Here is a 23,651-nt window from a genome sequence, read left to right on the forward strand (position 1 = left end):
TAGCGCTTTTTGGAGGCAATTTTGGATAAGATTTTTGTGGAAGAAGCAGTTTCTGAGCTTCACTCACTTCAAGACTTGATACGCTGGACCGTTAGCCGTTTTAATGCCGCGGGTCTATTTTACGGACACGGTACAGACAATGCTTGGGATGAAGCCGTTCAGCTTATCTTACCAACGCTTTATTTGCCGATTGACGTACCGCCGCACGTGTTAAACTCACGATTGACTAGCAGTGAACGTTTACGAGTGGTTGAACGAGTGATTCGTCGTATTAACGACAGAACACCGACAGCGTATTTAACCAACAAAGCGTGGTTCTGTGGGCTAGAGTTTTTTGTTGATGAGCGCGTACTCGTACCACGCTCTCCTATTGGTGAGTTGATTGAATCTCAGTTCCAACCATGGCTGACGCAAGAACCAACACGCATTATGGATATGTGTACTGGAAGCGGCTGTATTGCCATTGCTTGTGCGCATGCATTCCCAGATGCAGAAGTGGATGCGATTGATATTTCATCTGACGCGCTTGAAGTGGCAGAACAGAATGTTCAAGACCACGGTCTTGAACAGCAAGTCTTCCCAATTCGTTCGGATTTGTTCCGTGACTTGCCAAAAGATAAGTACAACCTTATCGTCACAAATCCACCTTACGTGGACGAAGAAGACATGAACTCCTTACCTGAGGAATTCACGCATGAGCCTGAACTAGGGCTTGCAGCAGGCAGCGATGGTCTGAAACTTGTGCGTCGTATTTTATGCAATGCACCCGATTTCCTAACCGATGACGGCATTCTTGTATGTGAAGTGGGTAACTCAATGGTTCACATGATGGAGCAGTATCCTGAGATTCCGTTTACGTGGATTGAGTTTGCCAATGGTGGTCATGGCGTGTTTATGATGACTCGTGAGCAATTAGTTGCTTGCGCTGATGAGTTTGCTATTTACAAAGACTAAACGAGCCTGAATAGTAACAAAGCCTTATTAGAAAACGCCGCGATGAATATTGCGGCGTTTTTTTGTTTGGGGGTTTACAACGTCTGGCTTTGTCGTCACTATGAAATCACGAAGAACAGACAGGCAGAAGAACAAGCTATTGTATTGAGGCGGGCTTGTTCTAGAAAACAGAGGAAGTAATGGCAGGAAATAGTATCGGACAACACTTTCGAGTGACAACATTCGGAGAGAGCCATGGTATCGCACTAGGGTGTATCGTTGATGGATGCCCTCCAGGGTTGGAAATTTCAGAAGCTGACCTTCAGGTTGACTTAGATCGCCGTCGCCCGGGCACATCACGTTATACAACACAGCGACGTGAAGCGGATGAAGTTAAGATTCTGTCTGGTGTTTTTGAAGGTCAAACGACCGGAACTTCAATTGGATTACTGATTGAAAATACCGACCAACGCTCTAAAGATTACTCAGAAATTAAAGACAAATTCCGCCCAGGTCACGCCGACTATACTTATCATCAGAAATACGGTGTACGTGATTATCGTGGTGGCGGTCGTTCTTCGGCGCGTGAAACCGCGATGCGTGTAGCAGCTGGCGCGATTGCTAAGCAATATCTAAAGAAAGAATTTGGCGTTGAAGTACGCGCGTACTTGTCACAAATGGGTGACATCAGCATTGATAAAGTAGATTGGAATGAAATTGAAAACAATGCATTCTTCTGCCCTGATGCTGACAAAGTGGACGACTTTGACCAACTGATTCGTGCCCTGTTGAAGCAAGGCGATTCTATTGGCGCGAAACTGCAGGTTGTGGCAACCAATATTCCTGTTGGTTTAGGTGAGCCTATCTTCGATCGACTCGATGCTGACATTGCGCACGCTCTAATGAGTATTAATGCCGTGAAAGGTGTTGAGATTGGCGATGGCTTTGATGTGGTTGGTCAAAAGGGTAGTGAACACCGAGATCCTCTTACACCGCAAGGCTTTAGCAGTAATCATGCTGGTGGTATTTTAGGTGGTATTTCAACTGGTCAAGATATTGTTGCTAGCATTGCCTTGAAGCCGACATCGAGCATTACCGTGCCGGGTGACACGATCACTCGCAGTGGCGAAGCGACGCAATTGATTACTAAAGGTCGTCATGATCCTTGTGTAGGTATCCGAGCGGTACCGATTGCCGAAGCGATGCTGGCTATTGTGCTTATGGATCATCTATTGCGCCATCGTGGACAAAACCACGGAGTGACAACAGAAACACCAGTGATATAGAGTCCGCTTAGTTTTAGATTAATAAGAAACGCCCTTAGATGCTAACGTCGAGTTAACACCATCTAAGGGCGTTTTTTTGTGCCTAATCACGAAACAAGGAATAAATTGGCTTAATGTTCGTCGACATGAAATTAATCACATAAAAAGTAAGGTTATAAGTTCACACTGTTTACTCCAGTGACAAGGAGGTACTTTTTGAATAGAGGAATCCAAAAAATGACTTGGAAGACGATGTGGCGGGGAACCGCCGACTCGGAGCTTGATCGCGCTTTCAATCATTTAAGGAGTCACTTATGTCGAAATATGAAGTCAGAAATATCGCTGTGGTTGGACAAACAGGAACGGGTAAAACCAGTTTAATCGAACGGCTACTTTTTGAATCACACTCTAGTAATTACCTTGGGCATGTTGAGGACGGTGATACCATCACCGATTTTGACGATCAGTCAATTCACTATCAGCATAGTGTCGAAGCGACTCCCGTTTCATTGCATTGGAGCGGCCACCACATCAACCTTATCGATACTCCCGGGCAAGTGGAGTTATTGGGACGCACACTGAGTGTTTTTCCGGCAGTAGAAGCCACCGCATTAGTATTGGATGCCAGCACGTCGATTAATCAAGTCTCTGAGCAGTTATTTGCTTTTGCTAAGGCGCAAAACAAATGCCAAATGATAGTTATCAATAAAATCGATGCGCACCCAGAGCGCTTATTGCCATTCCTTGAAGAAATAGAGCAACGTTTTGGCGCTCAATGCTTACCAATAAACCTTCCTTCACAAAAGCCTGCCGAAGTCATTGATTGTTACTTTGCTGCCAATATTGAGCAGAAAACCTTGTTTAGCAGTGTGGATGAATCTCATGAACTGTTAGTGGATCAGGTCGTTGAAGTTGACGAGTCATTGATGGAACTCTACCTCGAGCAAGGTTCTGAATTAAGTGCTGAGCAATTACATGATGCGTTTGAAGAAGCACTGCGCACCGGGCACGTGATTCCGGTGTGTTTCGTGTCATCCGATACGGGCGCGGGATGTGAACTGTTGCTAAGAACCTTGGCGGAAATTATGCCTATGCCTGATGAAGGCAATCCTCCGCTCCTTGAAAAACACGGTAAGCAGATCGCCATTAATTGTGATCAACGGGATCATACCGTTGCGCATGTCTATAAGATAAGTGTTGATCCTTACTTGGGGAAAATTGCTTATGTTCGGGTATTTCAAGGTGAAATAACCGCCGGTAGTCAATTTTATGTGGGGGAAAGCAGCAAAGCGTTTAAAGTCGGACACCTTTATAGTCTGCAAGGTAAGAAACGCCATGAAATCGCCTCCTGTAAGGCAGGAGGCCTTTGTGTGTTGGTAAAAGTGGACGAGCTGGCATTCGATTCACTCATCCATGACTCTCATGACGAAGATGGCATCACATTTAAAACGTTACAATTTCCAGAATCCATGTATAGCTTAGTGTTGACTCCGAAAAAGCGTGGTGATGAACAAAAGCTGTCGGACGTGCTTACTAAAATTTTGGCAGAAGATCCTTCTTTAAAGCTAGAACACCGAGCCGCGACCAACGAAACCGTACTCAGTGGTCAGGGAGAGTTTCATCTGACGATTGCCCTTGAGAAAATGGCGACGGTTTACAAATTAAAAGTCGATACACATCAACCAAGTGTCGAGTATTTTGAAACCATTACCTGTGAAGCCGAGGGGCAATATCGTCATAAGAAACAAAGTGGCGGAGCTGGACAGTTCGGTGAAGTGCATTTATCGGTGAAACCACTCGAGAGAGGTGCTGGGTTCTCATTTGTTAATAAAGTGGTGGGCGGCTCAATACCAACCTCGTTGATTCCTGCGGTCGAAAAAGGCGTTCGCCAAGCGTTAGCGGAAGGTGCGATTTCTGGTAATCCAATCAAAGATATTGAAGTGACGGTACTTGAGGGTAAACACCATTCTGTAGATTCAAAAGAAATTGCCTTTGTCATTGCAGGCAAAAAAGCATTCTTGCAAGCGGTGCGAGCGGCAAGGCCTATTGTCTTGGAGCCCATTGTTGATTTGGTCCTAGAAATTCCGATGTCTACGGTAGGGGATGTGACCGGGGATCTTGCTGGAAATCGAGGACTAATTGTTGGTAGTGAACAAGGAGGGTTTACCATGACAAGGCTGCAAGCTAAATCTCCTATTAATGAACTTCAAGACTACTCTCGCCGCTTGAAAGCGATAACTGGTGGTGAAGGGCGATTTAGCATGACATTGAGCCACTACGAACCTGCGCCGAGTGCGGTACAAAATGAGGTTTGTTCGCCCGCGGATGAATGATTGCGGGTAAATGTAGTACCTCTCATCATGAATAAGTAGAGCTGATAACGAAAAAGCCCTAGTCAATGAATGCTAGGGCTTTTCAATTAATGGATCGCTTCTTCACCATCGAGCTTAAAGTTCGGCAAGCGCCATTTGAATCTTACCGCTGCCATACGAAGGGTGTAACCGACGACAATTGTCGCGATGGTCGTTGGAAGGGTATCAAGCCCATATTCCAACAAACCCAAATACAAGCAAGCAGCAATCACTGAGATAGAGGCATACAGTTCTTCATGCAGTACTAGTGGTGTTTGTCTACAAATGAGATCTCTTAGTAAACCACCAAATACCCCAGTGACTAAACCTGAAACAATACAGATAAACGGGTGCAGTCCCATACCGATACCGACATTAGTACCAATAATTGTGAAAACCACTAAACCAAGCGCATCAAGTCGAATAAAGACGCCTTTGAATTTAATGATCCATTTCGCCAGTCCGGTTGTTAGTACACCTGCGACACAAGTAATAACCAAAAATTCAGGGTGCTTAACCCAGCCTAATGGGTAGTGTCCAAGCAAGATATCTCGGACGGTACCCCCACCAATTGCCGTTGCACTTGCCACAAGCATTACACCGAACCAATCCATGTTACGTCGGCCAGCAGAGAGAGCGCCTGTCATGGCTTCAGCGGTAATTCCTATTATGTATAAAACACTCAGCAACATGATATGAATCCCAAAATTAAAAGATGCGCTAGTGTAGGGGGGATAGGGGATGTTGACGAATGAAATTAACTAGAACGAAAACGTTTTACTGATAAATAAAACTAATGAATAGGATTGAATAGAACAAGAGGCCACAAAAGGCGGATAGAGGCTTTACCTTGTTAGCAATTCCATAGACAATACGTCCCTAATAATTGCAGTATAAAATGGCCATGCAGCACCAATATCAAGATCTCATTACTATTTTCAATGACACTTTTTTTAAGGCGTACAACACCTCTCTTGAACTAGGAGGGGAGGAACCGATCTATTTGCCCGCAGATGAAAGTACGGATTACCATCGAATTATATTTGCTCGCGGATTCTATGCATCGGCGCTACATGAAATAGCGCATTGGTGTGTTGCCGGTCCACAACGACGTTTGCTCGAAGATTTTGGCTATTGGTATGAACCAGACGGACGAACTGAACAGGTTCAGTCTGAGTTTGAAAAAGTGGAAATTCGCCCTCAAGCGTACGAGTGGATACTATCCGCCAGCGCGGGCTTTCCGTTCTCCGTAAGTTGTGACAATTTAAATGGCGATTTTGAACCAGACCGTTTGGTATTTATGCAAAAAGTAAAAAATGAAGTAGAGAAAATCTTTGAAGATGGTCTACCCATTAGAGTGGCACAGTTATCAGATGCACTGAGAGACCACTATCAAATTTCAGAATTAGGCAGCGAACAGTTTCTTGTTCGCTGAGCCCTTACTAGGACAACAGTTTTATGATTATTGAATACGAAGACATGCTTATCGCTATTATTGATGAGCGAATTCAAAACGCGTCGGATGACGAATTGTTTGCGGGTGGTTATCTACGTGGGCATATTTCTCTTTCTACTGCAGCTTGCGAAGAAGAGGAAATTAACGACGTAGCGATACTAAAACTGCGAATTCAAGCCAGTTTGGATGAGGCGAAGGCGGAGCTAAGTCCGGCCGACCGTATCATAGTGAATGATCTTTGGAACGAACTGCAAGCGTTGGTGTAGTTTTGTGAAGCTACAGCCTTGTGAAGAGATAGCTTTGTGCAGAGATCGATTTGTGAAGGTATAGTTTTGTGTAGGTATCGCTTTTTGCAGATATAACCCTGTTCGAAAATTTCGAATGACATAGTGTGATTTTCTCGCTTGTTGATTATCGGAAATGGATTAATCTATATCCATACTGAACGAATAAAACAAAAGCAAAAGGAATCCCTATGAAAGTTATCGCATTTGGCGCAAGTACGAGTGGCACGTCAATCAACAAATTGTTAGCGACGTACGCAGCCAATCAAATTGAAGGTGCTGATGTTACGGTGCTAGACATCAGCCAATACGATGTTCCTTTGTTTAGCGAAGACAAAGAAAAAGAAATTGGCCAAGCACAAGGTGCGAAGCAATTTCTAGATGACATTGCGCAAGCGGATGCCTTAGTGATTTCTTATGCAGAACACAATGGCCACTATCCAGCGGCTTACAAAAATTTGTTTGATTGGGCGACGCGTATCGAACGTGAAGTGTTTGCTGGTAAACCTGCGGTTTATCTCGCTACGTCACCAGGTCCCGGTGGTGCAGCAACAGTATTGGCGGCAGCCACTAATTCGGCTCCTTACTTCGGGGGAAATGTGAAAGCAAGCGTCTCAGTACCAAGCTTTTATGATAACTTCGATATGGAGCAGGGTGTGATTCGAAATGATGATCTTGCTGCGCAGATTATATCTGCTGTTAATCAACTTAAATAACGGTAGTTGAACGAACAAAAAGGCGTGTTTAACGCCTTTTTGTTTATATTCCTATTCCTATTCCTATTCCTATGCTTCTTGCCTTTCGGTGACGGTTCCATTTAACACCTCAGTTGTTCTTATCATTCGTTAGAATTTGTAGTCAACGCCCAAGAATAGCCCGTTAAGTTCATAGTCTTTATGAGATGAAATTTGGTTGAGTTCTAGGTTAATACCAATGTTTTGCGTGGCGGCGTAGCGAGCGCCTAAACCATAGCTTGCGCTATTTAGCATGTCTTTTTGGTGTTTCTTGTTAATATCGTCATATTCGATTTGAGTGGATGTCACACCAATTAACCCGTAAAGCGAGATGGATTCAGTGACCGGATACATACCTTTTAGGTAGGCTGAAGTTTGATAGTTTGACTGAATGCTACTCGTGTGCGAATCGGTGCCTGATAATCGCGCCTCAATACCAAAGTACTCATTGAAGTCGTAACCTGCTTTTATCGCGCCTATCCCGGTATTTAAGTCCTTGTTATTTTCCTTAATAAAGTCGGTGAATTCGCTTTTCTGAGGGCCATAACCTAATTGAGCGCCAACATACGCACCACTTGCAGAAGCGAGCATCGGCGTAAGTAGAGCGGCAGCGAATAGTGTTGCACGTAGTGGTAATGTTGCACGTTTAGGTTGTGTGTTGAATGTTGTCATAGTGAACTCTTAATTTTATCAGTGGTGTGTTGAGGCAGCATTATCAATAAAATTTCGATTGACTGTGACTAGGATACCTAGGGTTTTGTCATAGGAAGCGTGTTATTGCCTAGTGAAATGGCGTTTATAGGTATTACGTGACGATAAAAAAGCAGCGCTGAACAATCAGCGCTGCTTTTTGATAGAGGGAATCAACGATAATTAGGCTTTTTGTTGACCCGGTACTTTAGCACTGACGGTTTCCGACGCGTTGTTTCGTTGCGCTGTAGTAGGGTCATTGGCAAGGTTGACTGCTTTAGATTTATTAAATCCAATCACGACCATTACGGTTGCGACAACAATACATACTGCGCCCACTCCGACCTGACCTTGGAAGTCACCTGTAACCGTAAGGACTTGCGCTAAGATGGGGCCCAACGCTAAACCAACGGTACCAATTTCTGGGCCATAGGAGCTGAAGTAACCGGATTTATCTGTGGTCGCTAGAGCGGTATAGTAGCGAGCGTACATCATGTTCCATAACATAATGTAGAGTGTAGAAAATCCAAGGAACGAGATGGTATCTTGTGTACTTGCCATACCAAAACAGACGGCACCATTAACCACACTTAAGGTGACAATGATGGTGGTGTGACTGAACTTTTTATCAATAATCGCCGTTAATATACCGCCGCCCACTGCCAATACAGAACCAATAGCCAGCACTAACCCTACGTCTTCCGTTGAGGCTTGCATGTCAGCCCCAATGAGCTCGATGTATGGATAGATGATTCCTAAGCTTAAGCTATATACAAGAAATGCCCCGCCGACCCACATCATGGGAACAACAAAATGCTTCTTATCAATGCTAACCGCGCTATTGTTAGTAATTTCTTTGTCTTTATCAATTCGCCCATTATTTGGGAAAAACCAAAATGCCACTAGGCATAACGCCGACGCGAACATAAAGAATTGATAAAGCGCATTAAGACCATAGGTTGCCATTAACTCAGGGATTAAGACAAACCACGTGATTAACCAAACGTTTAACGCTGCAATCATAAAGCCAAAATTACGTCCTGGATTTTTGGTGACACTCATACCCACTAAGCCCAGAGAGTAGCCAATACCTTGACCGGTACCCGCAATCAGTCGACTGGTAATGAAGCTGTCAAAATCCGGAGCCGTCATACTTAAGTAGTTACCAATAATTAGAGCAAAGGCGGCAAGATAGCCGACGTAGCGCCAGTTTGTTCTACGAATTAAAAGCAACGAAAATAGTAAAGAAGAAAGGGCGGTTGCAAGTAATTCATACATGGCAATGCTCTCGATCTGAGCATCGTTTAGCGACATCGCTTCAGCGACACCACCGAGCATGAAGGGTAAAAAGTTAAACGCATTGGGCGCAAACATGACCAGCATTGTGGCGGCAATGATGAGCGCTTTAGAATCAATGGTTCGGGTGGGCCTCAAAAGGTGACTTAACATAGTGTTCTCCTATCCATCCTAGATCAGGGTTGTTATCAGTATGTTAATAATGGGCTTCTAATAGGATTAACAGTAGTACCCAATTGGGTTACAGGGTTGTTAAATTTATGTTTGTTATATGTTTTGGTGTGTTTTGAGTTGAGTGGGTTTATCGATCAGGGTAAGAGAGTAAAAGGCAAAAGAGAGGCGGTTACGCCTCTCTGGGTATTGGGTATACATGGCTTTAGTATGTATTACGTGCAACCTAGCGAGATGAGTTAGTAGCCAAGTGGGTAAATTAACTAACTGCGTAAATTAGCTATGCTCGTAAATTCATTATGCACGTAAACTAACTTGGCACGTAAACTAACTTAGCGCGTAATGGGCAAACTGGGCTCTTAAATCTTTTTTACTGAGCTTACCCGTTGCAGTATGTGGTAGGGAGTTGATGAACACGACAGCATCAGGGATGCAAAACTTGGCCACTTTGCCATCAAAGTAGTCCAGCAGCTCCTGCTCCTTGATCTCAACTTGATGGGTCACAACAATAAGCAATGGGCGCTCGCCCCATTTAGGGTGTGAGACGCCAATGACAGCAGCCTCCTTAACATCGGGGTGACCAACGGCAATGTTTTCTAGTTCAATTGAACTTATCCACTCCCCGCCAGATTTAATGACGTCTTTGGAACGATCAGTGATCATCATATAACCATTTTTATCTATGCTGGCGACATCTCCGGTATCAAAATAGCCATTACTGTCTAGCTGTTCACCTTGTTTATAGTAACCAGAGGCGACCCAGGGACCTCGGACTTTTACCGAGCCGAATTGATGACCCGTCCACTCAAGTTCGTTCCCCTCCCAATCCTCAATACGAATATCCACGCCAAATACGACTCGACCTTGTTTTAACTTAGTGGCCATCTGCTGCGCTTTTCCTTGGGCTTTAATACTTGGGGTAAGTTGATTAAATGTGCCAAGAGGGCTCATTTCCGTCATTCCCCATGCATGATGGACAGAGACATTAAACAACTCATCAAATTCCGTAATGAGGAGCTCGGGACACGCTGAGCCTCCAACAACAATTCGGTTCAAGCTCGGCACTTGAGTATCGGTATTTTTTAAATGCTCGAGTAGCGTTAACCAAATTACGGGCACACCAGCGGTCATGGTCACGCCTTCTTCATTAATGAGGCGTGTGAGCGTTGCACCGTCGGCCATCTTAGGCCCGGGTAGCACCAATTTTGTCCCGGTCATCGGCGCGCTGTAGGCCAGACCCCAGCCATTAACATGAAACATGGGGACGATGGGCATAACCGTTTCGTCTAATGAGAGGGCAAAAGCGTCGGGAAGTGCGCTGCCCATTGAATGTAAGACAGTAGAGCGGTGGCTATATAAGACGCCTTTTGGATTACCCGTTGTCCCTGACGTGTAACACAGTGAGCTCGCTTGGTTTTCTTTGATGTCAGGCCATGTAAATTGCGAGCTTTTATCTTGGATTAACGTTTCATAGTCTAGTAAGGCATCGACACCGTTGGTTGGTAGGTGTTGCGAGTCGGTCAGCGCGATGAACCGAGTCACGGTTGGCAGTTTTTCTTTAAGCTGTTCAATGAGTGGCATGAAGATAGGATCAAAAAAGACGATAGTGTCTTCCGCGTGATTGATGATGTACTCGATTTGTTCTGGAAATAGGCGAGGGTTGACGGTATGTAGCACCGCTCCTGAACATGATACGGCGTAATAAAGCTCAAGATGTCGATAATCATTCCATGCTAGCGTCGCTACTCTATCACCTTGCTTAACGCCTAAGTCTTGTAAAGCGTTGGCAAGTTGTCTAACTCGTTTAAACGCATCCTTTAGTGTGTAGCGATGATTAGGATTGTCATGGGTTATGGATACGACTTCGGTGTCACCATTCACTCTTTCTGCATGTCGCATTATTTCGGTGATAGTAAGTTGGCTGTTGATCATCTGTCCCTGCATAGTACGCCTGTTTGTTGGTTATTTGTTAAATATTATGTGCATTGTTGCACTTCTTAGTCTGTACCCTAAAGTGGGTACAAGGCTTGTAAGTAAACGGTTTCAGTCTTATGTGGCGAGGGCTTGCGATGGTTTATCACGAAAAATATGAGACAAAATTGTGATGGGCGCTGTCAAAAAAGGGCATTGTTACTTTGTGATGTTAATTATATTTGCCACTATGGTAGAAATATCTAGTTACATTCATGTGTAAATCAGCACGCTGCAGAGTGATATAAGTGTATGACTATCGTCGAAGAGGTGATAAACGGTGAGTTTGCGCCTTGTTTGCTGAAAAACTAATAGTTCACAAGCGGCGTTGTGGGGTTTACGAATAGATTGAAAGCGCGAAAATTGAGGAGAATGATTATTCGTGATAGATCCTTAATACAAACGCGGCAATGACGAAAGGAGTGTCTATGTCCTTACCTATGGAAGGTTGGCAAGTATTCTGTGATAGGTACCCTAGTGTAGTAAAAGCCATAGGGGAGGCGCAGTTTCTGTCCGAGTTATCACAGCTTGCGACGAATATTATTGATTACGAAAGTCTAGTGGTTGTCGGGTTTAGCCAAGGCAAAGCGCCCGTGATGATTTACAACGACTCAGACTACTTTATTGATGAAGTTAAGAATAAAGAGCTACTTAATACGCTTGTGCTTGACCCATTTTACCAGCTCATTCGTGCCGGAACGACGGATGGAGTGTATCGATTGGAAGATATTGCCCCAGATGAGTTCTATACCAGTGACTATTATCAGCAAGTCTATAAGCAAACTGGACTCAAGAAAGAGATTGGGTTGCTCATTAAATGTTCCGAAGAATTTAATGTAGTTTTGTCGTTAGGCCTTCGTAACCAAGATTCCGTGGAATGCGATGAATGCTGCCGATTAATGAACTATTTTGAGCTCATTCAAGCCGCAGTCAGTAAACACTTTCAAGTTGGAAAAGTTGAAGAGCGTACAATAGGACATCAACTCAATGACATATTTAGCAACTTTGGCAAAGACTTTCTGAGTGAGCGAGAGTGTCAGGTGACCCAGCTGGTATTACAAGGCTATTCGACCAAAGCCATCGCGCCGTTATTGGAAGTTAGCACGGAAACGGTAAAGGTGTATCGAAAACGAATACACAACAAGCTTAAGATATCCTCGCAGTCCGAGTTATTCTCTCTATTTTTGGAAGCGGCCTCTACGGTGCCATCTGACAGCAATATTGATCCATTAACGATCTATTTTGGTGGGCAGCACGTACACTAGGCCTCTACGGTGTACCCTGAAAGGGGACTAGGTTTAATGTTAAATATATTTAACATTAAACCTGTTGAAAGAGAGAGTCATTTTTCTTAGATCAACAATCTCCTTATCTGAACTTGCGCTTGAGCCGCGCAGGTGACTCCAGTTCCCCCAGTCTTTTTGGTAGTCAAAGGCTGGGTTTTTTTTCCAATCTAGTGGGATTACGCTGCTTCTAGTGGCATATATAATCACCATCCTAACGTCTTTCCCTCAATGATTTTCATGCCTTAATAGAAGCAAGAGCAGCTTGCGCTACTTCTATACAACGTGTCATCGGGCGATAATAATCTGTTTTTCATGCCGAACTGTGAATCACGACGACCTAACGAAAACTAAGTTTGATATCGCTGTGATAAATGTCACGTTTAGCTTTTTTTTGACATTTGATCATGCTGCATAAAAGGTAGAATGAAAACGAAATGTTAAATTATGTTGAGATTACTGGCGTATTTCGCTGTTAATTGAGATAATTTTAGAGTTATCAATAGGTTTGCATGGTAGAGAAGCGTATTGTAGTAAATTATTTGTGTAATTATGCCAAGTAATGGAGCGATCTGCTGATTATTCGAGCAAACAGGAGTGTTATGCCATTTTCGTTACAAAATAATGGCAAATTACTTCGAAGGTTGGTAATGTGAACCGCAATCTTTGTATGGGTTTAGATTATTATGCTCAAGTTTCGAGCTAAATTAATCTAAAATGCTGTCCGTTCTAGCCCTATATAAAGACGTCATGGATGCAATAAAAATTACTTGGAGTTAGATGCATGTATAAGAACAAAATCACGCAAGCCCTTCTTCTAGGCGCGAGCATGGCAGTGGCTGCCACCTCTTTTTCTTCGCTTGCCGCAGATGTCCCTGCAGGTACAAAACTAGCAGATAAGCAAGAGCTTGTACGTGGTAACGGTACCGAGGTTGCAACACTCGATCCGCATAAATCTCAAGGTGTTCCAGAGTCTCACGTGATTCGTGATCTTCTTGAAGGCCTAGTAAACCAAGATGCAAACGGCAAAACTATCCCCGGTGTTGCTAAGTCTTGGGAAACGACAGACAACAAAACGTTTGTATTCCATCTTCGTGATGACGCGAAATGGTCAAACGGCGATCCTGTGACTGCGAATGACTTTGTCTTCAGCTTCCAACGCGCTGTCGACCCTAAAACGGCTTCACCATACGCTTGGTATATGGAATACACCAAGATGGCGAACGCGAAAGATATCGTCGCAGGTAAAAAAGATAAGAGCGAGTTAGGTGTTAAAGCACTAGACGAGCATACATTGGAAGTCACGCTTGATACTGCGGTTCCATATTTCGTAATGATGATGGGCCACACCACAGTGAAGCCTGTCCATCAAGCGACAGTAGAAAAATTTGGTGACCAGTGGACGAAGCCTGAAAACTTCGTTGGAAATGGTGCATTTGTACCAAATAAGTGGGTTGTGAATGAGCGTCTAGAGCTTGTTAAGAGCGATTCATACTGGGATCAAGGAAACACAGTTCTCACTAAAGTTACTTTCCTACCAATTGAAAACCAAGTCGCGGAAATGAACCGTTTCTTGTCTGGTGAACTGGATTTCACTTATGAAGTGCCAAACGAGCATTTCCGTCGCCTACAAAAAGAGTACCCACAAGATGTCAACATCAAGGGTAACCTATGTACGTACTACTACCAGTTCAATGCACAAAAAGCGCCGTTTAATGATGTTCGTGTTCGTCAAGCGATGTCTTATGCCATGGACCGCGATATCATTTCTAAAGCGATCTTAGGTCAAGGTCAAAAACCAGCGTACTTCCTAACGCCTGAAATTACAGCAGGCTTTGATCCAGTCACACCGGAATACGGTCAGTTGAGTCAGAAAGAGCGTATTGCTGAGGCGAAACGCCTTCTAGAAGAAGCGGGTTATTCTAAGAGCAACCCTCTAGAATTCGACCTGTTGTACAACACGTCTGAAAACCACAAGAAGATTGCAGTAGCGATTGCTTCAATGTGGAAGAAAGAGCTAGGTATTAACGCGAAACTTGAGAACCAAGAGTGGAAATCATACCTAGACAGCAAAGACACAGGTAACTTTGACGTTGCACGTGCTGGCTGGTGTGGTGACTACAACGAAGCCTCTTCATTCCTAACGCTAATGGTAAGTGCAAATACGACGGCAGGTCAGCACTACAAGAGCAAAGACTACGATGCAGTGATTGAGAAAGCACTAAACTCGACGTCAGAAGATGAGCGTACTCAACTTTACATTAAAGCTGAGAAGCTACTAGCGAAAGACATGCCAATTGCACCAATCTATCAGTACGTGACAACTCGTCTCGTATCACCTGAACTTGGTGGTTACCCTGAAGGTAACGCAGAAGATAAGATCTACTCTAAAGATCTCTACATCAAAGCTAAATAATACCCCATAAAAAATATAACGATATAAGACACTGTGTGTGCGAAAGCACACGCAGGGTCTCTTCTATTTTAAATTGTCACAGACTGGATGAGTGAGTTTATGCTTAAATTCATTATGAAACGGATATTCGAAGCAATACCAACCTTGTTGGTATTAATTACTGTATCTTTTTTCCTGATGCGCTTTGCGCCAGGTAACCCTTTTTCAAGTGAGCGCCCACTTCCACCGGAAGTAATGGCGAACATTGAAGCGAAATACGGCCTTGATAAGCCTGTGTTCGAACAGTACACCACGTACTTAACGAATATCTTACAAGGTGATTTCGGCCCTTCTTTTAAATATCAAGACTACACGGTAAATGAGCTGATCGCCGTGGCACTACCTGTGTCAGCAAAAGTCGGCTTTATCGCCTTTATTTTTACTGTGATCATGGGGGTAAGCGTCGGCACTATCGCCGCCTTGAAGCATAATACCTGGGTCGACTACACCATAATGTCGACCGCCATGCTCGGGGTGGTAATGCCATCCTTTGTGTTGGCACCCGCATTGATCTATCTGTTTTCACTCCATTGGAATATCTTCCCAGCAGGCGGTTGGCATGATGGCGGTATGAAGTATATCGTGCTACCCGTGATGGCAATGTCACTCCTTTATGTTGCAACATTTGCTCGTATCACTCGTGGCAGCATGATTGAAACGCTGAACAGTAACTTCATTCGCACTGCTCGCGCGAAAGGGCTGAGCTATCGTTACATCGTTCTTAAGCATGCTTTAAAACCTGCATTGCTCCCGGTTGTTTCTTATATGGGACCAGCGTTTGTTGGCATCATCACCGGTTCAGTGGTTGTTGAAACGATCTTCGGCTTGCCGGGTATTGGCAAACTGTTTGTGAATGCCGCATTTAACCGCGATTACTCGTTAGTAATGGGAGTCACCATCTTGATTGGTTTCCTCTTCATTCTTTTCAACGCTGTCGTTGATATTTTGCTAGCGATGATTGACCCGAAAATTCGTTACTAAGGGAGTCCGGTGATGATGTTAACGAAAAAAGAAAACTTGGAAGCGCTTGAAAAATTTTCCGAGAATCTAGAAATTGAAGGCCGCAGTTTGTGGCAAGACGCCCGAATTCGCTTTATGCGTAATAAAGCGGCAATGGTGAGTCTGTTTATCCTTACCTTGATGACGCTAGCGGTGATTTTCTTACCTATGTTTGCTCAGCATGCATTTGATGACACCGATTGGTACGCCATGCACGCCGCACCAAGCGCTGAGCACTGGTTTGGTACCGACAGTTTAGGCCGTGACTTATATACACGTACACTTATCGGTGGTCGAATTTCACTGATGGTAGGGATTTTAGGCGCGTTTGTCGCGGTCTTGATTGGCACGTTATATGGCGCGACATCGGGGTTTATTGGCGGCCGTGTAGACCGTATTATGATGCGTATTCTTGAAATTTTATACGCAGTACCTTTCATGTTCCTAGTGATTGTTCTGGTCACATTCTTTGGCCGAAATATTGTCCTTATCTTTGTCGCTATCGGTGCGATTGCTTGGCTGGATATGGCGCGTATTGTACGTGGACAAACTCTGAGCTTGCGTAATAAAGAGTTTATCGAAGCGGCGTATGTTTCAGGTGTGAGTAACTGGAAAATTATTACGAAGCACATTGTTCCTAACGTACTTGGTATTGTTGCAGTGTACTCAACGCTGCTTATTCCGAGTATGATTTTGACGGAATCTTTCCTTTCTTTCCTTGGCTTAGGTGTTCAAGAACCCATGACAAGTTGGGGCGCACTTCTACAAGAAGGCTCTCAAACTATGGAGGTCGCGATTTGGCAGTTGGTTTATCCTGCCATCTTTATGGTCGTCACCTTGTTCTGCTTTAACTATGTTGGCGATGGTCTTCGTGACGCGCTTGATCCAAAAGACAGATAAGAATTAGAGAAAGGGATTAATATGAGCTTATTAGATGTCAAAGATCTGCGAGTCGAATTTACCACGCAAGATGGTATTGTGACGGCAGTTAACGATTTAAACTTCTCTCTAAACCAAGGTGAAACCTTGGGCATTGTAGGAGAATCAGGGTCAGGTAAATCGCAGACGGTGTTTGCGATTATGGGCCTACTGGCTAAAAACGGTATTATTTCTGGTAGTGCAAAATTTGAAGGTAATGAAATCCTCAACTTGCCAGAAAAAGCGCTGAACAAGGTTCGCGCAGAACAAATTGCGATGATTTTCCAAGACCCAATGACGTCGTTAAACCCTTATATGAAGGTGAGCGACCAATTGATGGAAGTGTTGATGCTTCACAAAGGTATGGGGAAATCAGAAGCGTTTGAAGAGTCTGTTCGTATGCTTGAAGCGGTGAAAATTCCAGAAGCTCGCAAGCGTATTACCATGTATCCACATGAGTTCTCTGGTGGTATGCGTCAGCGTGTAATGATAGCGATGGCGCTACTATGTCGCCCGAAACTGTTGATCGCAGATGAACCAACGACAGCACTTGATGTGACGGTACAAGCACAGATAATGGATCTATTGAACGAGCTAAAAAGTGAATTCAATACCGCCATTATTATGATCACCCACGATCTTGGTGTCGTAGCAGGATCGTGCGATAAGGTGTTAGTCATGTACGCTGGTCGTACGATGGAGTACGGTACCGTGGATGAGATTTTCTACGAACCGACGCATCCTTATGCAGAAGGTCTGTTGAAAGCGATTCCTCGCTTAGATACTGAAGGCGATATTTTACCTACGATTCCAGGTAACCCACCAAACTTGTTACGCTTGCCTACAGGGTGTCCTTACCAAGAGCGATGTCACCGAGTGACCGATCGTTGCCGTAAAGAAGCACCGATTCTGACGAGCTTTGGCCAAGACCGCCAACGCGCGTGTTTTTCTGATTGGGAGACGTGGGTACGATGAACGCTATGACAGATAATAAACAGTTAATTCTTGATGTTAAAAACTTAAAAGTACATTTTAGTATTGCGTCGAAGTCGGCATGGCCTTGGTCAAAACCGGCCAATCTAAAAGCCGTTGATGGCGTCGATGTTCACCTATTTGAAGGTGAAACATTGGGCGTTGTGGGTGAGTCTGGTTGCGGAAAGTCGACGTTTGCACGCGCCATCATTGGACTGGTTGAAGCCACCGATGGTGAAGTCATGTGGTTAGGACAAGACCTGACTAAAATGCAGGCGGTTCAACGTCGTGAGACTCGCAAAGAAATTCAGATGATTTTCCAAGACCCGTTAGCCTCACTGAACCCTAGAATGACCGTTGGTGACATCATCGCCGAGCCTTTGCAAACCTTCTACCCAGCGCTATCTAAGCAAGAGGTGAAAGAGCAGGTGAAAGAGATGATGACCAAGGTAGGGTTACTGCCTAACGTTATCAACCGTTATCCTCACGAGTTTTCGGGTGGTCAGTGTCAGCGTATTGGTATTGCTCGCGCCCTGATCCTTAAACCAAAAATGATCATTTGTGACGAACCAGTATCAGCGCTTGATGTATCTATTCAAGCACAAGTGGTGAACTTGCTGAAAGAGTTACAAACCGAGTTAGGTTTAAGCTTAGTGTTCATTGCGCATGATTTATCGGTAGTGAAACACATCTCTGATCGTGTCCTAGTGATGTATCTGGGTAACGCAGTGGAGTTAGGAGAAGCGGATGCATTATTTGCTGACCCTAAACACCCGTATACTAAAGCATTGATGTCAGCAGTACCGATTCCGGATCCTAAGCTTGAGCGTAATAAGACCATTCAGATGCTTGAAGGGGATTTGCCGTCGCCAATCAATCCGCCGTCTGGTTGTGTGTTTAGAACACGTTGCCCACAAGCGACAGAGCAATGTGCACAACACAAGCCGGGGCTTCAGGGAACGGATGTACACGCCGTGTCGTGTTTGAACGTCTCTGTTTAGTGCTGTTATCTATTGTTCTCGGTATTGAGAAATGCCGGACAATCGTGCACTGATAATACAAGCTAAGTAACTTTTCAGCCTGTGACAGGCCTAAGCGCGACATCAAATTGAGTCGCGCTTTTTTTGTTTCTTCAATTTATTCGAACGTCTCCTTTCACTTATCCCACTGAACCTTTGTGATGCGGTTTTCTATACTGTCTTCAACGTAAAGTAAGGAGAGAGCAGATTATGGGCAAACTAGTTGATGGCGTATGGCATGATGTTTGGTACGACACGAAAAAAAGTGGCGGGAAATTCGTTCGCGAAGATGCTGGCTTTCGTCACTGGGTCAAAAATAATCCCGAGGCAGAATTTCAACCGGAATCAGGGCGCTATCACCTTTATGTCTCTCTAGCGTGCCCTTGGGCGCACCGTACGTTGATCTTTCGTGCTCTCAAAGGGTTAGAATCTCATATTGACGTCACCGTTGTTTGTCCAGATATGCTAGATAAAGGTTGGTCTTTTGGGCTTCCAGAGCCTCTGTTTGGACACAGCCATTTACATCAAATGTATACTCAAGCAAAAGAGGATTACAGTGGGCGTGTCACTGTACCTGTGTTGTGGGATAAAAAGACGCAAACTATTGTGAGCAATGAGTCATCTGAAATTATTCGCATGTTCAACACAGAATTCAATGCACTCACGGGGGATGTTAAGGATTATTACCCGGCGAATTTACAAAAACAGATTGATGAGTGGAATGAGTTTGTTTATCCCGCGATTAATAACGGGGTCTATCGGTGCGGGTTTGCGACGACGCAAGAAGCGTATGAAGAGGCGTACCATGCCCTGTTTTCTGCATTAGACAAAGTGGACCAGCACCTTGCAACGCACCGCTACTTGGCAGGGGAGCAAATAACAGAAGCAGATTGGCGATTGTTTACTACCTTAGTGCGTTTTGATGCCGTTTATGTTGGGCATTTTAAATGCAATAAGAAGCGTATTGCTGACTACTCAAACATTCAAGGCTACTTAAAAGAGCTGTATCAGGTTGAAGGCATTAAAGAGACGACAGATTTTTATCATATCAAACGCCACTATTACTTTAGTCATGCAGGGATCAACCCAACTCAAGTGGTGCCATTGGGACCAGACTTAGATCTTGAGACGTCCCATGAGCGAGATACTTTATCTCGTTAAGTTAAGACAAGTTAAGGTTGCGCGACTGAGTTAGCTTTAATGAGCCAGTTGGCTTTAACCACAAACTCTAGACACAAAAAAGCCTCCAGATGGAGGCTTTCGTCATTCAGGCGTTAAACAAAGATTAACCTTGCTCTTGGCTTGATTGAATCGCTGTTAGTGCGATGGTGTAAACGATATCGTCTACTAACGCGCCACGTGACAAGTCATTAACTGGTTTGCGCATGCCTTGAAGCATTGGACCAATTGAAACAAGGTCAGCAGAACGTTGTACCGCTTTGTATGTCGTGTTACCTGTGTTTAGGTCAGGGAATACGAATACGGTTGCTTTACCTGCAACTGGCGAGTTCGGTGCTTTAGAAGCAGCAACATTTTCCATGATAGCAGCGTCGTACTGTAGCGGACCGTCAATGATAAGATCAGGACGTTTTGCTTGAGCAAGTTTTGTTGCTTCACGTACTTTATCAACATCTGCACCTTTACCAGATTCACCAGTAGAGTATGAGATCATCGCAACACGTGGTTCGATACCAAATGCAGTCGCAGAATCTGCAGATTGGATTGCAATCTCTGCAAGCTGCTCTGCTGTTGGATCTGGGTTGATTGCACAGTCACCGTAAACCAATACTTGATCAGGCAGAAGCATGAAGAAGATTGAGGATACAATAGACGCATCAGGCGCCGTTTTGATGATTTGGAACGGAGGTACGATAGTGTTTGCTGTCGTGTGCACTGCACCAGAAACCAAACCGTCAACTTCGTTGTTTTCTAGCATCATTGTGCCCAAGAAAACAGAGTCTTGAAGTTTTTCACGAGCAACAACTTCTGTCATGCCTTTCGCACCACGAAGCTCAACAAGACGAGCAACGTAATTGTCACGTACCGCATCAGCATCGATAATTTGTACGCCAGCACCTAATTCAACGCCCTGTTGCGCAGCAACGCGGCGAATCTCTTCAGGATTACCAAGAAGCACACATTCAGCAATACCACGCTCTGCACAAATAGCCGCCGCTTTAACGGTACGTGGCTCATCGCCTTCTGGAAGTACGATGCGCTTGCCAGCTTTACGAGCGAACTCAGTTAGCTGGTAACGGAATGCTGGTGGGCTCAAACGACGAGACTTTTCAGTTCCTTCCGTCATTGATTCAATCCAGTTGCCGTCGACATGGCCAGCAACGTGATCATTGATGAACTCAATACGCTCTTTATCATCTGCAGGTACTTCAATGCTAAAGCTTTGAAGGTTTAGAGATGTTTGCCATGTGTTACCTTGCGCCTTGAATATTGGCAGGCCAGAATCTAGTGCTGGCTTAATAAGGTCACGGATTTCAGCCGGAATGTCGTATCCGCCAGTTAGCAAGATAGCGCCAATTTCAACACCGTTCATTGAAGCAAGTGCGGCCGCAACGATAACGTCTGGACGATCCGCTGAAGTGACAAGCAATGAGCCTGGCTTGAAGTGCTCAATCATGTTTGGAAGTGAGCGTGCACAGAACGTAATGCTCTTAACGCGACGCGTAGCAATGTCGCCTTCGTTGATGATTTCAGCATTTAGATGCTGAGCCATATCGATAGCACGAGTTGCAATAAGGTCGATGCTCCAAGGCACACAACCTAGTACACGAATTGGACTAGTGTTGAAGATTTCCATCACTTTTAATTCGTTTTGCTTGGCAGTGTCAGCATCATCAAAGATTTCAGAAAGGTCAGGGCGAGTACGGCCTGCTTCATCGACTGGTGCATTCAATTTGTTGATGATAACGCCAGAGATGTTCTTATTTTTTGTGCCACCAAAGTTTGAACACGCAACTTCAATACGCTCTTTCAGCTGTACTGGGTTGTCTGTGCTTGGCGTTGCAACCATGACGATTTCTGCACCAAGTGTCGCGGCAATTTCTGCGTTCACTTGGTTAGCAAATGGGTGCTTACGAGTTGGTACTAGACCTTCGATTAGAGTTACGTCCGCATCTTTGTTGATTTGGTTATAACGTTCAACAACGGTTTCTAGTAGCTCATCCATGTTGTCGTTACCAATTAGGCTTTCAGCAACAGACATTTGAAGAGGAGAACCAATTTTCATGTCGCTGTTCGCGGCAACGATAGTTGTGGTTAGATCAGGCTGATCACCACCGCTACGAGGTTGAGCAATTGGTTTGTAGAAAGAAACTTTAACACCTTTACGCTCCATTGCGCGCAGGAGACCCATGCTAACGCTTGTTAGGCCGACGCCTGCGCTAGTAGGGATAAGCATAATAGTACGGGACATTCTTTGAGCACCTCAAACTATAATAGGGGGAAGAAGCTCAGCGCATTTATGCACTTCGATTGGGGGCAAGCGAGAAAACTGAGCTTAATAAAAAACTGGCCGACCCAAAGGTCAGCCAGTTTGAATCTTAAAGACCTGCTAGACGCGCAGTGTCTTCGGCAATAACTAGCTCTTCGTTAGTCGAGATAACCATTGCTGGGATGCGGCTGTCAGCTGAAGTGATAGTACCTTCACCACCGAAGCGAGCTTTCAGGTTAGCGTCGCCATCAACTTCAATACCGAATACGCCTAGACGGTTAAGAACCATCTCACGGATTGGTGCAGAGTTCTCACCGATACCACCAGTAAATACGATAGCGTCTAGACGACCATCTAGAGTTGCCGTGTAGCCAGCAACGTATTTTGCAAGGCGGTGACAGAACACGTCCATCGCACGAGTTGCTTCTTCTTTCTCGCCGTAGTTGTCTTCAACAAAACGACAGTCAGAAGTCACTTCAGTTAGACCTTGTAGACCTGACTCTTTAGTTAGCATGTTGTTGATTTGCTCAACAGAGTAGCCCAGTGCGTCGTGTAGGTGGAAGATGATAGCAGGATCGATGTCACCACAACGAGTACCCATCACAAGACCTTCAAGTGGCGTAAGACCCATTGAAGTATCTACAGACTCACCATTTTTGATAGCACACACTGATGCGCCGTTACCAAGGTGGCAGTTGATGATGTTTAGTTCGTTTGTTGGCTTGCCAAGCAGTTGTGCTGCTTCACGAGCGATAAACAGGTGAGAAGTACCGTGCATGCCGTAACGACGGATACCGTGCTCTTTGTACAGGTTGTACGGTAGTGCGTATAGGTATGACTCTTGAGGCATTGTTTGGTGGAACGCTGTGTCAAATACTGCAACGTTTTTCAGTTCAGGGAAGCTGTGCTTCGCCGCTTCAATACCGATGATGTGAGCAGGGTTGTGAAGAGGTGCAAATGTTGCAGAATCTTCGATACCTTTAAGAACGTCATCAGTGATCAATGCAGATTTAGTGAATTGCTCGCCGCCGTGAACGATACGGTGACCGATCGCGCCAAGGTTAGCTTTAAGCTCAGGCTTAGAAGCAAGAATAGTATCTACCATGAACGCTAGTGCTTCTTCGTGAGCTGCACCGTTGCCTAGTTGTGCTTCGTGCTTACCATCAAGTTTCCACTTGATACGTGCTTCAGGAAGGTGAAGACACTCAGCAAGACCTGTTAGGTGCTCGTCACCAGTGGTTGCGTCAACGATAGCGAACTTAAGAGAAGAACTGCCGCAGTTTAGAACTAAAACTAGCTTAGACATTAAAGGTTACCTGTAATTTGTCTGATCCAAGATCAAGGGTATAAATTCTCAAGGCTAAGAAAGTACAAATTGTTACGATTCAGCCTTGATCAAAAATTCT

Annotated in this window: 19 protein-coding genes; 13 read left to right on the forward strand and 6 right to left on the reverse strand. The window is 44.6% G+C overall.

What is annotated here, in order from left to right; genetic code table 11:
- Positions 1-21 precede the first annotated feature (21 nt).
- From prmB to fusA, 3 genes are all read left to right on the forward strand, one after another.
- The gene (gene prmB / locus M9196_RS07345) at positions 22-954 is read left to right on the forward strand and encodes a 50S ribosomal protein L3 N(5)-glutamine methyltransferase (RefSeq protein WP_250616887.1); all 933 of its coding nucleotides are present in this window, start codon (positions 22-24) and stop codon (positions 952-954) included.
- Positions 955-1,133: 179 nt separating this feature from the next.
- On the forward strand, positions 1,134-2,219 hold the full coding sequence (aroC, locus tag M9196_RS07350) for a chorismate synthase (RefSeq protein WP_250616888.1): 1,086 nt from the start codon (positions 1,134-1,136) through the stop codon (positions 2,217-2,219).
- Positions 2,220-2,512: 293 nt separating this feature from the next.
- A complete protein-coding gene (fusA, locus tag M9196_RS07355) occupies positions 2,513-4,531 on the forward strand; it encodes an elongation factor G (protein WP_250616889.1) in 2,019 nt (672 codons plus the stop codon).
- Between the two features lie 86 nt (positions 4,532-4,617).
- On the opposite strand, the gene M9196_RS07360 is transcribed toward fusA, so the two are convergent.
- Positions 4,618-5,241: a trimeric intracellular cation channel family protein gene (locus M9196_RS07360; protein WP_250616890.1), complete on the reverse strand. Its 624-nt coding sequence runs from the start codon at positions 5,239-5,241 to the stop codon at positions 4,618-4,620.
- Positions 5,242-5,453: 212 nt separating this feature from the next.
- Here M9196_RS07360 and M9196_RS07365 point away from each other — a divergent pair, with 212 nt between their 5' ends.
- The 3 genes from M9196_RS07365 to M9196_RS07375 all read left to right on the forward strand — a co-directional run bounded on the left by M9196_RS07365 (position 5,454) and on the right by M9196_RS07375 (position 7,005).
- Positions 5,454-5,984 carry an elongation factor P hydroxylase gene (locus M9196_RS07365; protein WP_250617088.1) on the forward strand — a complete coding sequence of 177 codons (531 nt, stop codon included), beginning with the start codon at positions 5,454-5,456 and terminating at the stop codon, positions 5,982-5,984.
- A gap of 23 nt (positions 5,985-6,007) precedes the next feature.
- The gene (locus tag M9196_RS07370; protein WP_250616891.1) at positions 6,008-6,271 is read left to right on the forward strand and encodes a YfcL family protein; all 264 of its coding nucleotides are present in this window, start codon (positions 6,008-6,010) and stop codon (positions 6,269-6,271) included.
- 209 nt (positions 6,272-6,480) lie between these two features.
- A complete protein-coding gene (locus M9196_RS07375) occupies positions 6,481-7,005 on the forward strand; it encodes an NADPH-dependent FMN reductase (RefSeq protein WP_250616892.1) in 525 nt (174 codons plus the stop codon).
- 129 nt (positions 7,006-7,134) lie between these two features.
- On the opposite strand, the gene M9196_RS07380 is transcribed toward M9196_RS07375, so the two are convergent.
- The 3 genes from M9196_RS07380 to M9196_RS07390 all read right to left on the reverse strand — a co-directional run bounded on the left by M9196_RS07380 (position 7,135) and on the right by M9196_RS07390 (position 11,124).
- Positions 7,135-7,695 carry a porin family protein gene (locus M9196_RS07380; RefSeq protein ID WP_250616893.1) on the reverse strand — a complete coding sequence of 187 codons (561 nt, stop codon included), beginning with the start codon at positions 7,693-7,695 and terminating at the stop codon, positions 7,135-7,137.
- A 201-nt stretch (positions 7,696-7,896) separates the two neighbouring features.
- A complete protein-coding gene (locus M9196_RS07385) occupies positions 7,897-9,162 on the reverse strand; it encodes an MFS transporter (protein WP_250616894.1) in 1,266 nt (421 codons plus the stop codon).
- 345 nt (positions 9,163-9,507) lie between these two features.
- Positions 9,508-11,124, reverse strand: coding sequence for a long-chain-fatty-acid--CoA ligase (locus M9196_RS07390; RefSeq protein WP_250616895.1), 1,617 nt, complete (start codon positions 11,122-11,124; stop codon positions 9,508-9,510).
- A 455-nt stretch (positions 11,125-11,579) separates the two neighbouring features.
- On the opposite strand from M9196_RS07390, the gene M9196_RS07395 reads away from it, so the two are divergent.
- From M9196_RS07395 to M9196_RS07425, 7 genes are all read left to right on the forward strand, one after another.
- Complete coding sequence (locus M9196_RS07395; RefSeq protein ID WP_250616896.1) at positions 11,580-12,416, forward strand: helix-turn-helix transcriptional regulator; 837 nt, start codon at positions 11,580-11,582, stop codon at positions 12,414-12,416.
- Between the two features lie 802 nt (positions 12,417-13,218).
- Positions 13,219-14,850, forward strand: a complete 1,632-nt coding sequence (locus tag M9196_RS07400) for an ABC transporter substrate-binding protein (protein ID WP_250616897.1) — start codon at positions 13,219-13,221, stop codon at positions 14,848-14,850.
- Positions 14,851-14,949: 99 nt separating this feature from the next.
- Positions 14,950-15,870 carry an oligopeptide ABC transporter permease OppB gene (gene oppB / locus M9196_RS07405; RefSeq protein WP_250616898.1) on the forward strand — a complete coding sequence of 307 codons (921 nt, stop codon included), beginning with the start codon at positions 14,950-14,952 and terminating at the stop codon, positions 15,868-15,870.
- 15 nt (positions 15,871-15,885) lie between these two features.
- The gene (gene oppC / locus M9196_RS07410; protein ID WP_250617089.1) at positions 15,886-16,788 is read left to right on the forward strand and encodes an oligopeptide ABC transporter permease OppC; all 903 of its coding nucleotides are present in this window, start codon (positions 15,886-15,888) and stop codon (positions 16,786-16,788) included.
- Between the two features lie 21 nt (positions 16,789-16,809).
- Positions 16,810-17,781 carry an ABC transporter ATP-binding protein gene (gene oppD, locus M9196_RS07415; RefSeq protein WP_250616899.1) on the forward strand — a complete coding sequence of 324 codons (972 nt, stop codon included), beginning with the start codon at positions 16,810-16,812 and terminating at the stop codon, positions 17,779-17,781.
- A gap of 5 nt (positions 17,782-17,786) precedes the next feature.
- On the forward strand, positions 17,787-18,779 hold the full coding sequence (gene oppF, locus M9196_RS07420; protein ID WP_284677122.1) for a murein tripeptide/oligopeptide ABC transporter ATP binding protein OppF: 993 nt from the start codon (positions 17,787-17,789) through the stop codon (positions 18,777-18,779).
- Positions 18,780-19,007: 228 nt separating this feature from the next.
- Entirely contained in the window at positions 19,008-19,958 is a 951-nt protein-coding gene (locus M9196_RS07425; protein ID WP_250616901.1) for a glutathione S-transferase family protein, read from the forward strand.
- A gap of 124 nt (positions 19,959-20,082) precedes the next feature.
- On the opposite strand, the gene pta is transcribed toward M9196_RS07425, so the two are convergent.
- Entirely contained in the window at positions 20,083-22,227 is a 2,145-nt protein-coding gene (pta, locus tag M9196_RS07430) for a phosphate acetyltransferase (RefSeq protein WP_250616902.1), read from the reverse strand.
- Between the two features lie 127 nt (positions 22,228-22,354).
- Complete coding sequence (locus M9196_RS07435) at positions 22,355-23,551, reverse strand: acetate kinase (protein WP_250616903.1); 1,197 nt, start codon at positions 23,549-23,551, stop codon at positions 22,355-22,357.
- Positions 23,552-23,651: the final 100 nt, after the last annotated feature.

It is taken from the genome of Vibrio methylphosphonaticus, assembly GCF_023634655.1.
GTDB lineage: Bacteria > Pseudomonadota > Gammaproteobacteria > Enterobacterales > Vibrionaceae > Vibrio > Vibrio methylphosphonaticus.

What these genes read in the sequence shown, in the direction of transcription:
- aroC (WP_250616888.1), top strand. Translation starts at nt 1,134, where the DNA reads ATGGCAGGAAATAGTATCGGACAACACTTTCGAGTGACAACATTCGGA.
- fusA (WP_250616889.1), top strand. Translation starts at nt 2,513, where the DNA reads ATGTCGAAATATGAAGTCAGAAATATCGCTGTGGTTGGACAAACAGGA.
- M9196_RS07360 (WP_250616890.1), bottom strand. Translation starts at nt 5,241, where the DNA reads ATGTTGCTGAGTGTTTTATACATAATAGGAATTACCGCTGAAGCCATG.
- M9196_RS07365 (WP_250617088.1), top strand. Translation starts at nt 5,454, where the DNA reads ATGCAGCACCAATATCAAGATCTCATTACTATTTTCAATGACACTTTT.
- M9196_RS07370 (WP_250616891.1), top strand. Translation starts at nt 6,008, where the DNA reads ATGATTATTGAATACGAAGACATGCTTATCGCTATTATTGATGAGCGA.
- M9196_RS07375 (WP_250616892.1), top strand. Translation starts at nt 6,481, where the DNA reads ATGAAAGTTATCGCATTTGGCGCAAGTACGAGTGGCACGTCAATCAAC.
- M9196_RS07380 (WP_250616893.1), bottom strand. Translation starts at nt 7,695, where the DNA reads ATGACAACATTCAACACACAACCTAAACGTGCAACATTACCACTACGT.
- M9196_RS07385 (WP_250616894.1), bottom strand. Translation starts at nt 9,162, where the DNA reads ATGTTAAGTCACCTTTTGAGGCCCACCCGAACCATTGATTCTAAAGCG.
- M9196_RS07390 (WP_250616895.1), bottom strand. Translation starts at nt 11,124, where the DNA reads ATGCAGGGACAGATGATCAACAGCCAACTTACTATCACCGAAATAATG.
- M9196_RS07395 (WP_250616896.1), top strand. Translation starts at nt 11,580, where the DNA reads ATGTCCTTACCTATGGAAGGTTGGCAAGTATTCTGTGATAGGTACCCT.
- M9196_RS07400 (WP_250616897.1), top strand. Translation starts at nt 13,219, where the DNA reads ATGTATAAGAACAAAATCACGCAAGCCCTTCTTCTAGGCGCGAGCATG.
- oppB (WP_250616898.1), top strand. Translation starts at nt 14,950, where the DNA reads ATGCTTAAATTCATTATGAAACGGATATTCGAAGCAATACCAACCTTG.
- oppC (WP_250617089.1), top strand. Translation starts at nt 15,886, where the DNA reads ATGTTAACGAAAAAAGAAAACTTGGAAGCGCTTGAAAAATTTTCCGAG.
- oppD (WP_250616899.1), top strand. Translation starts at nt 16,810, where the DNA reads ATGAGCTTATTAGATGTCAAAGATCTGCGAGTCGAATTTACCACGCAA.
- oppF (WP_284677122.1), top strand. Translation starts at nt 17,787, where the DNA reads ATGACAGATAATAAACAGTTAATTCTTGATGTTAAAAACTTAAAAGTA.
- M9196_RS07425 (WP_250616901.1), top strand. Translation starts at nt 19,008, where the DNA reads ATGGGCAAACTAGTTGATGGCGTATGGCATGATGTTTGGTACGACACG.
- pta (WP_250616902.1), bottom strand. Translation starts at nt 22,227, where the DNA reads ATGTCCCGTACTATTATGCTTATCCCTACTAGCGCAGGCGTCGGCCTA.
- M9196_RS07435 (WP_250616903.1), bottom strand. Translation starts at nt 23,551, where the DNA reads ATGTCTAAGCTAGTTTTAGTTCTAAACTGCGGCAGTTCTTCTCTTAAG.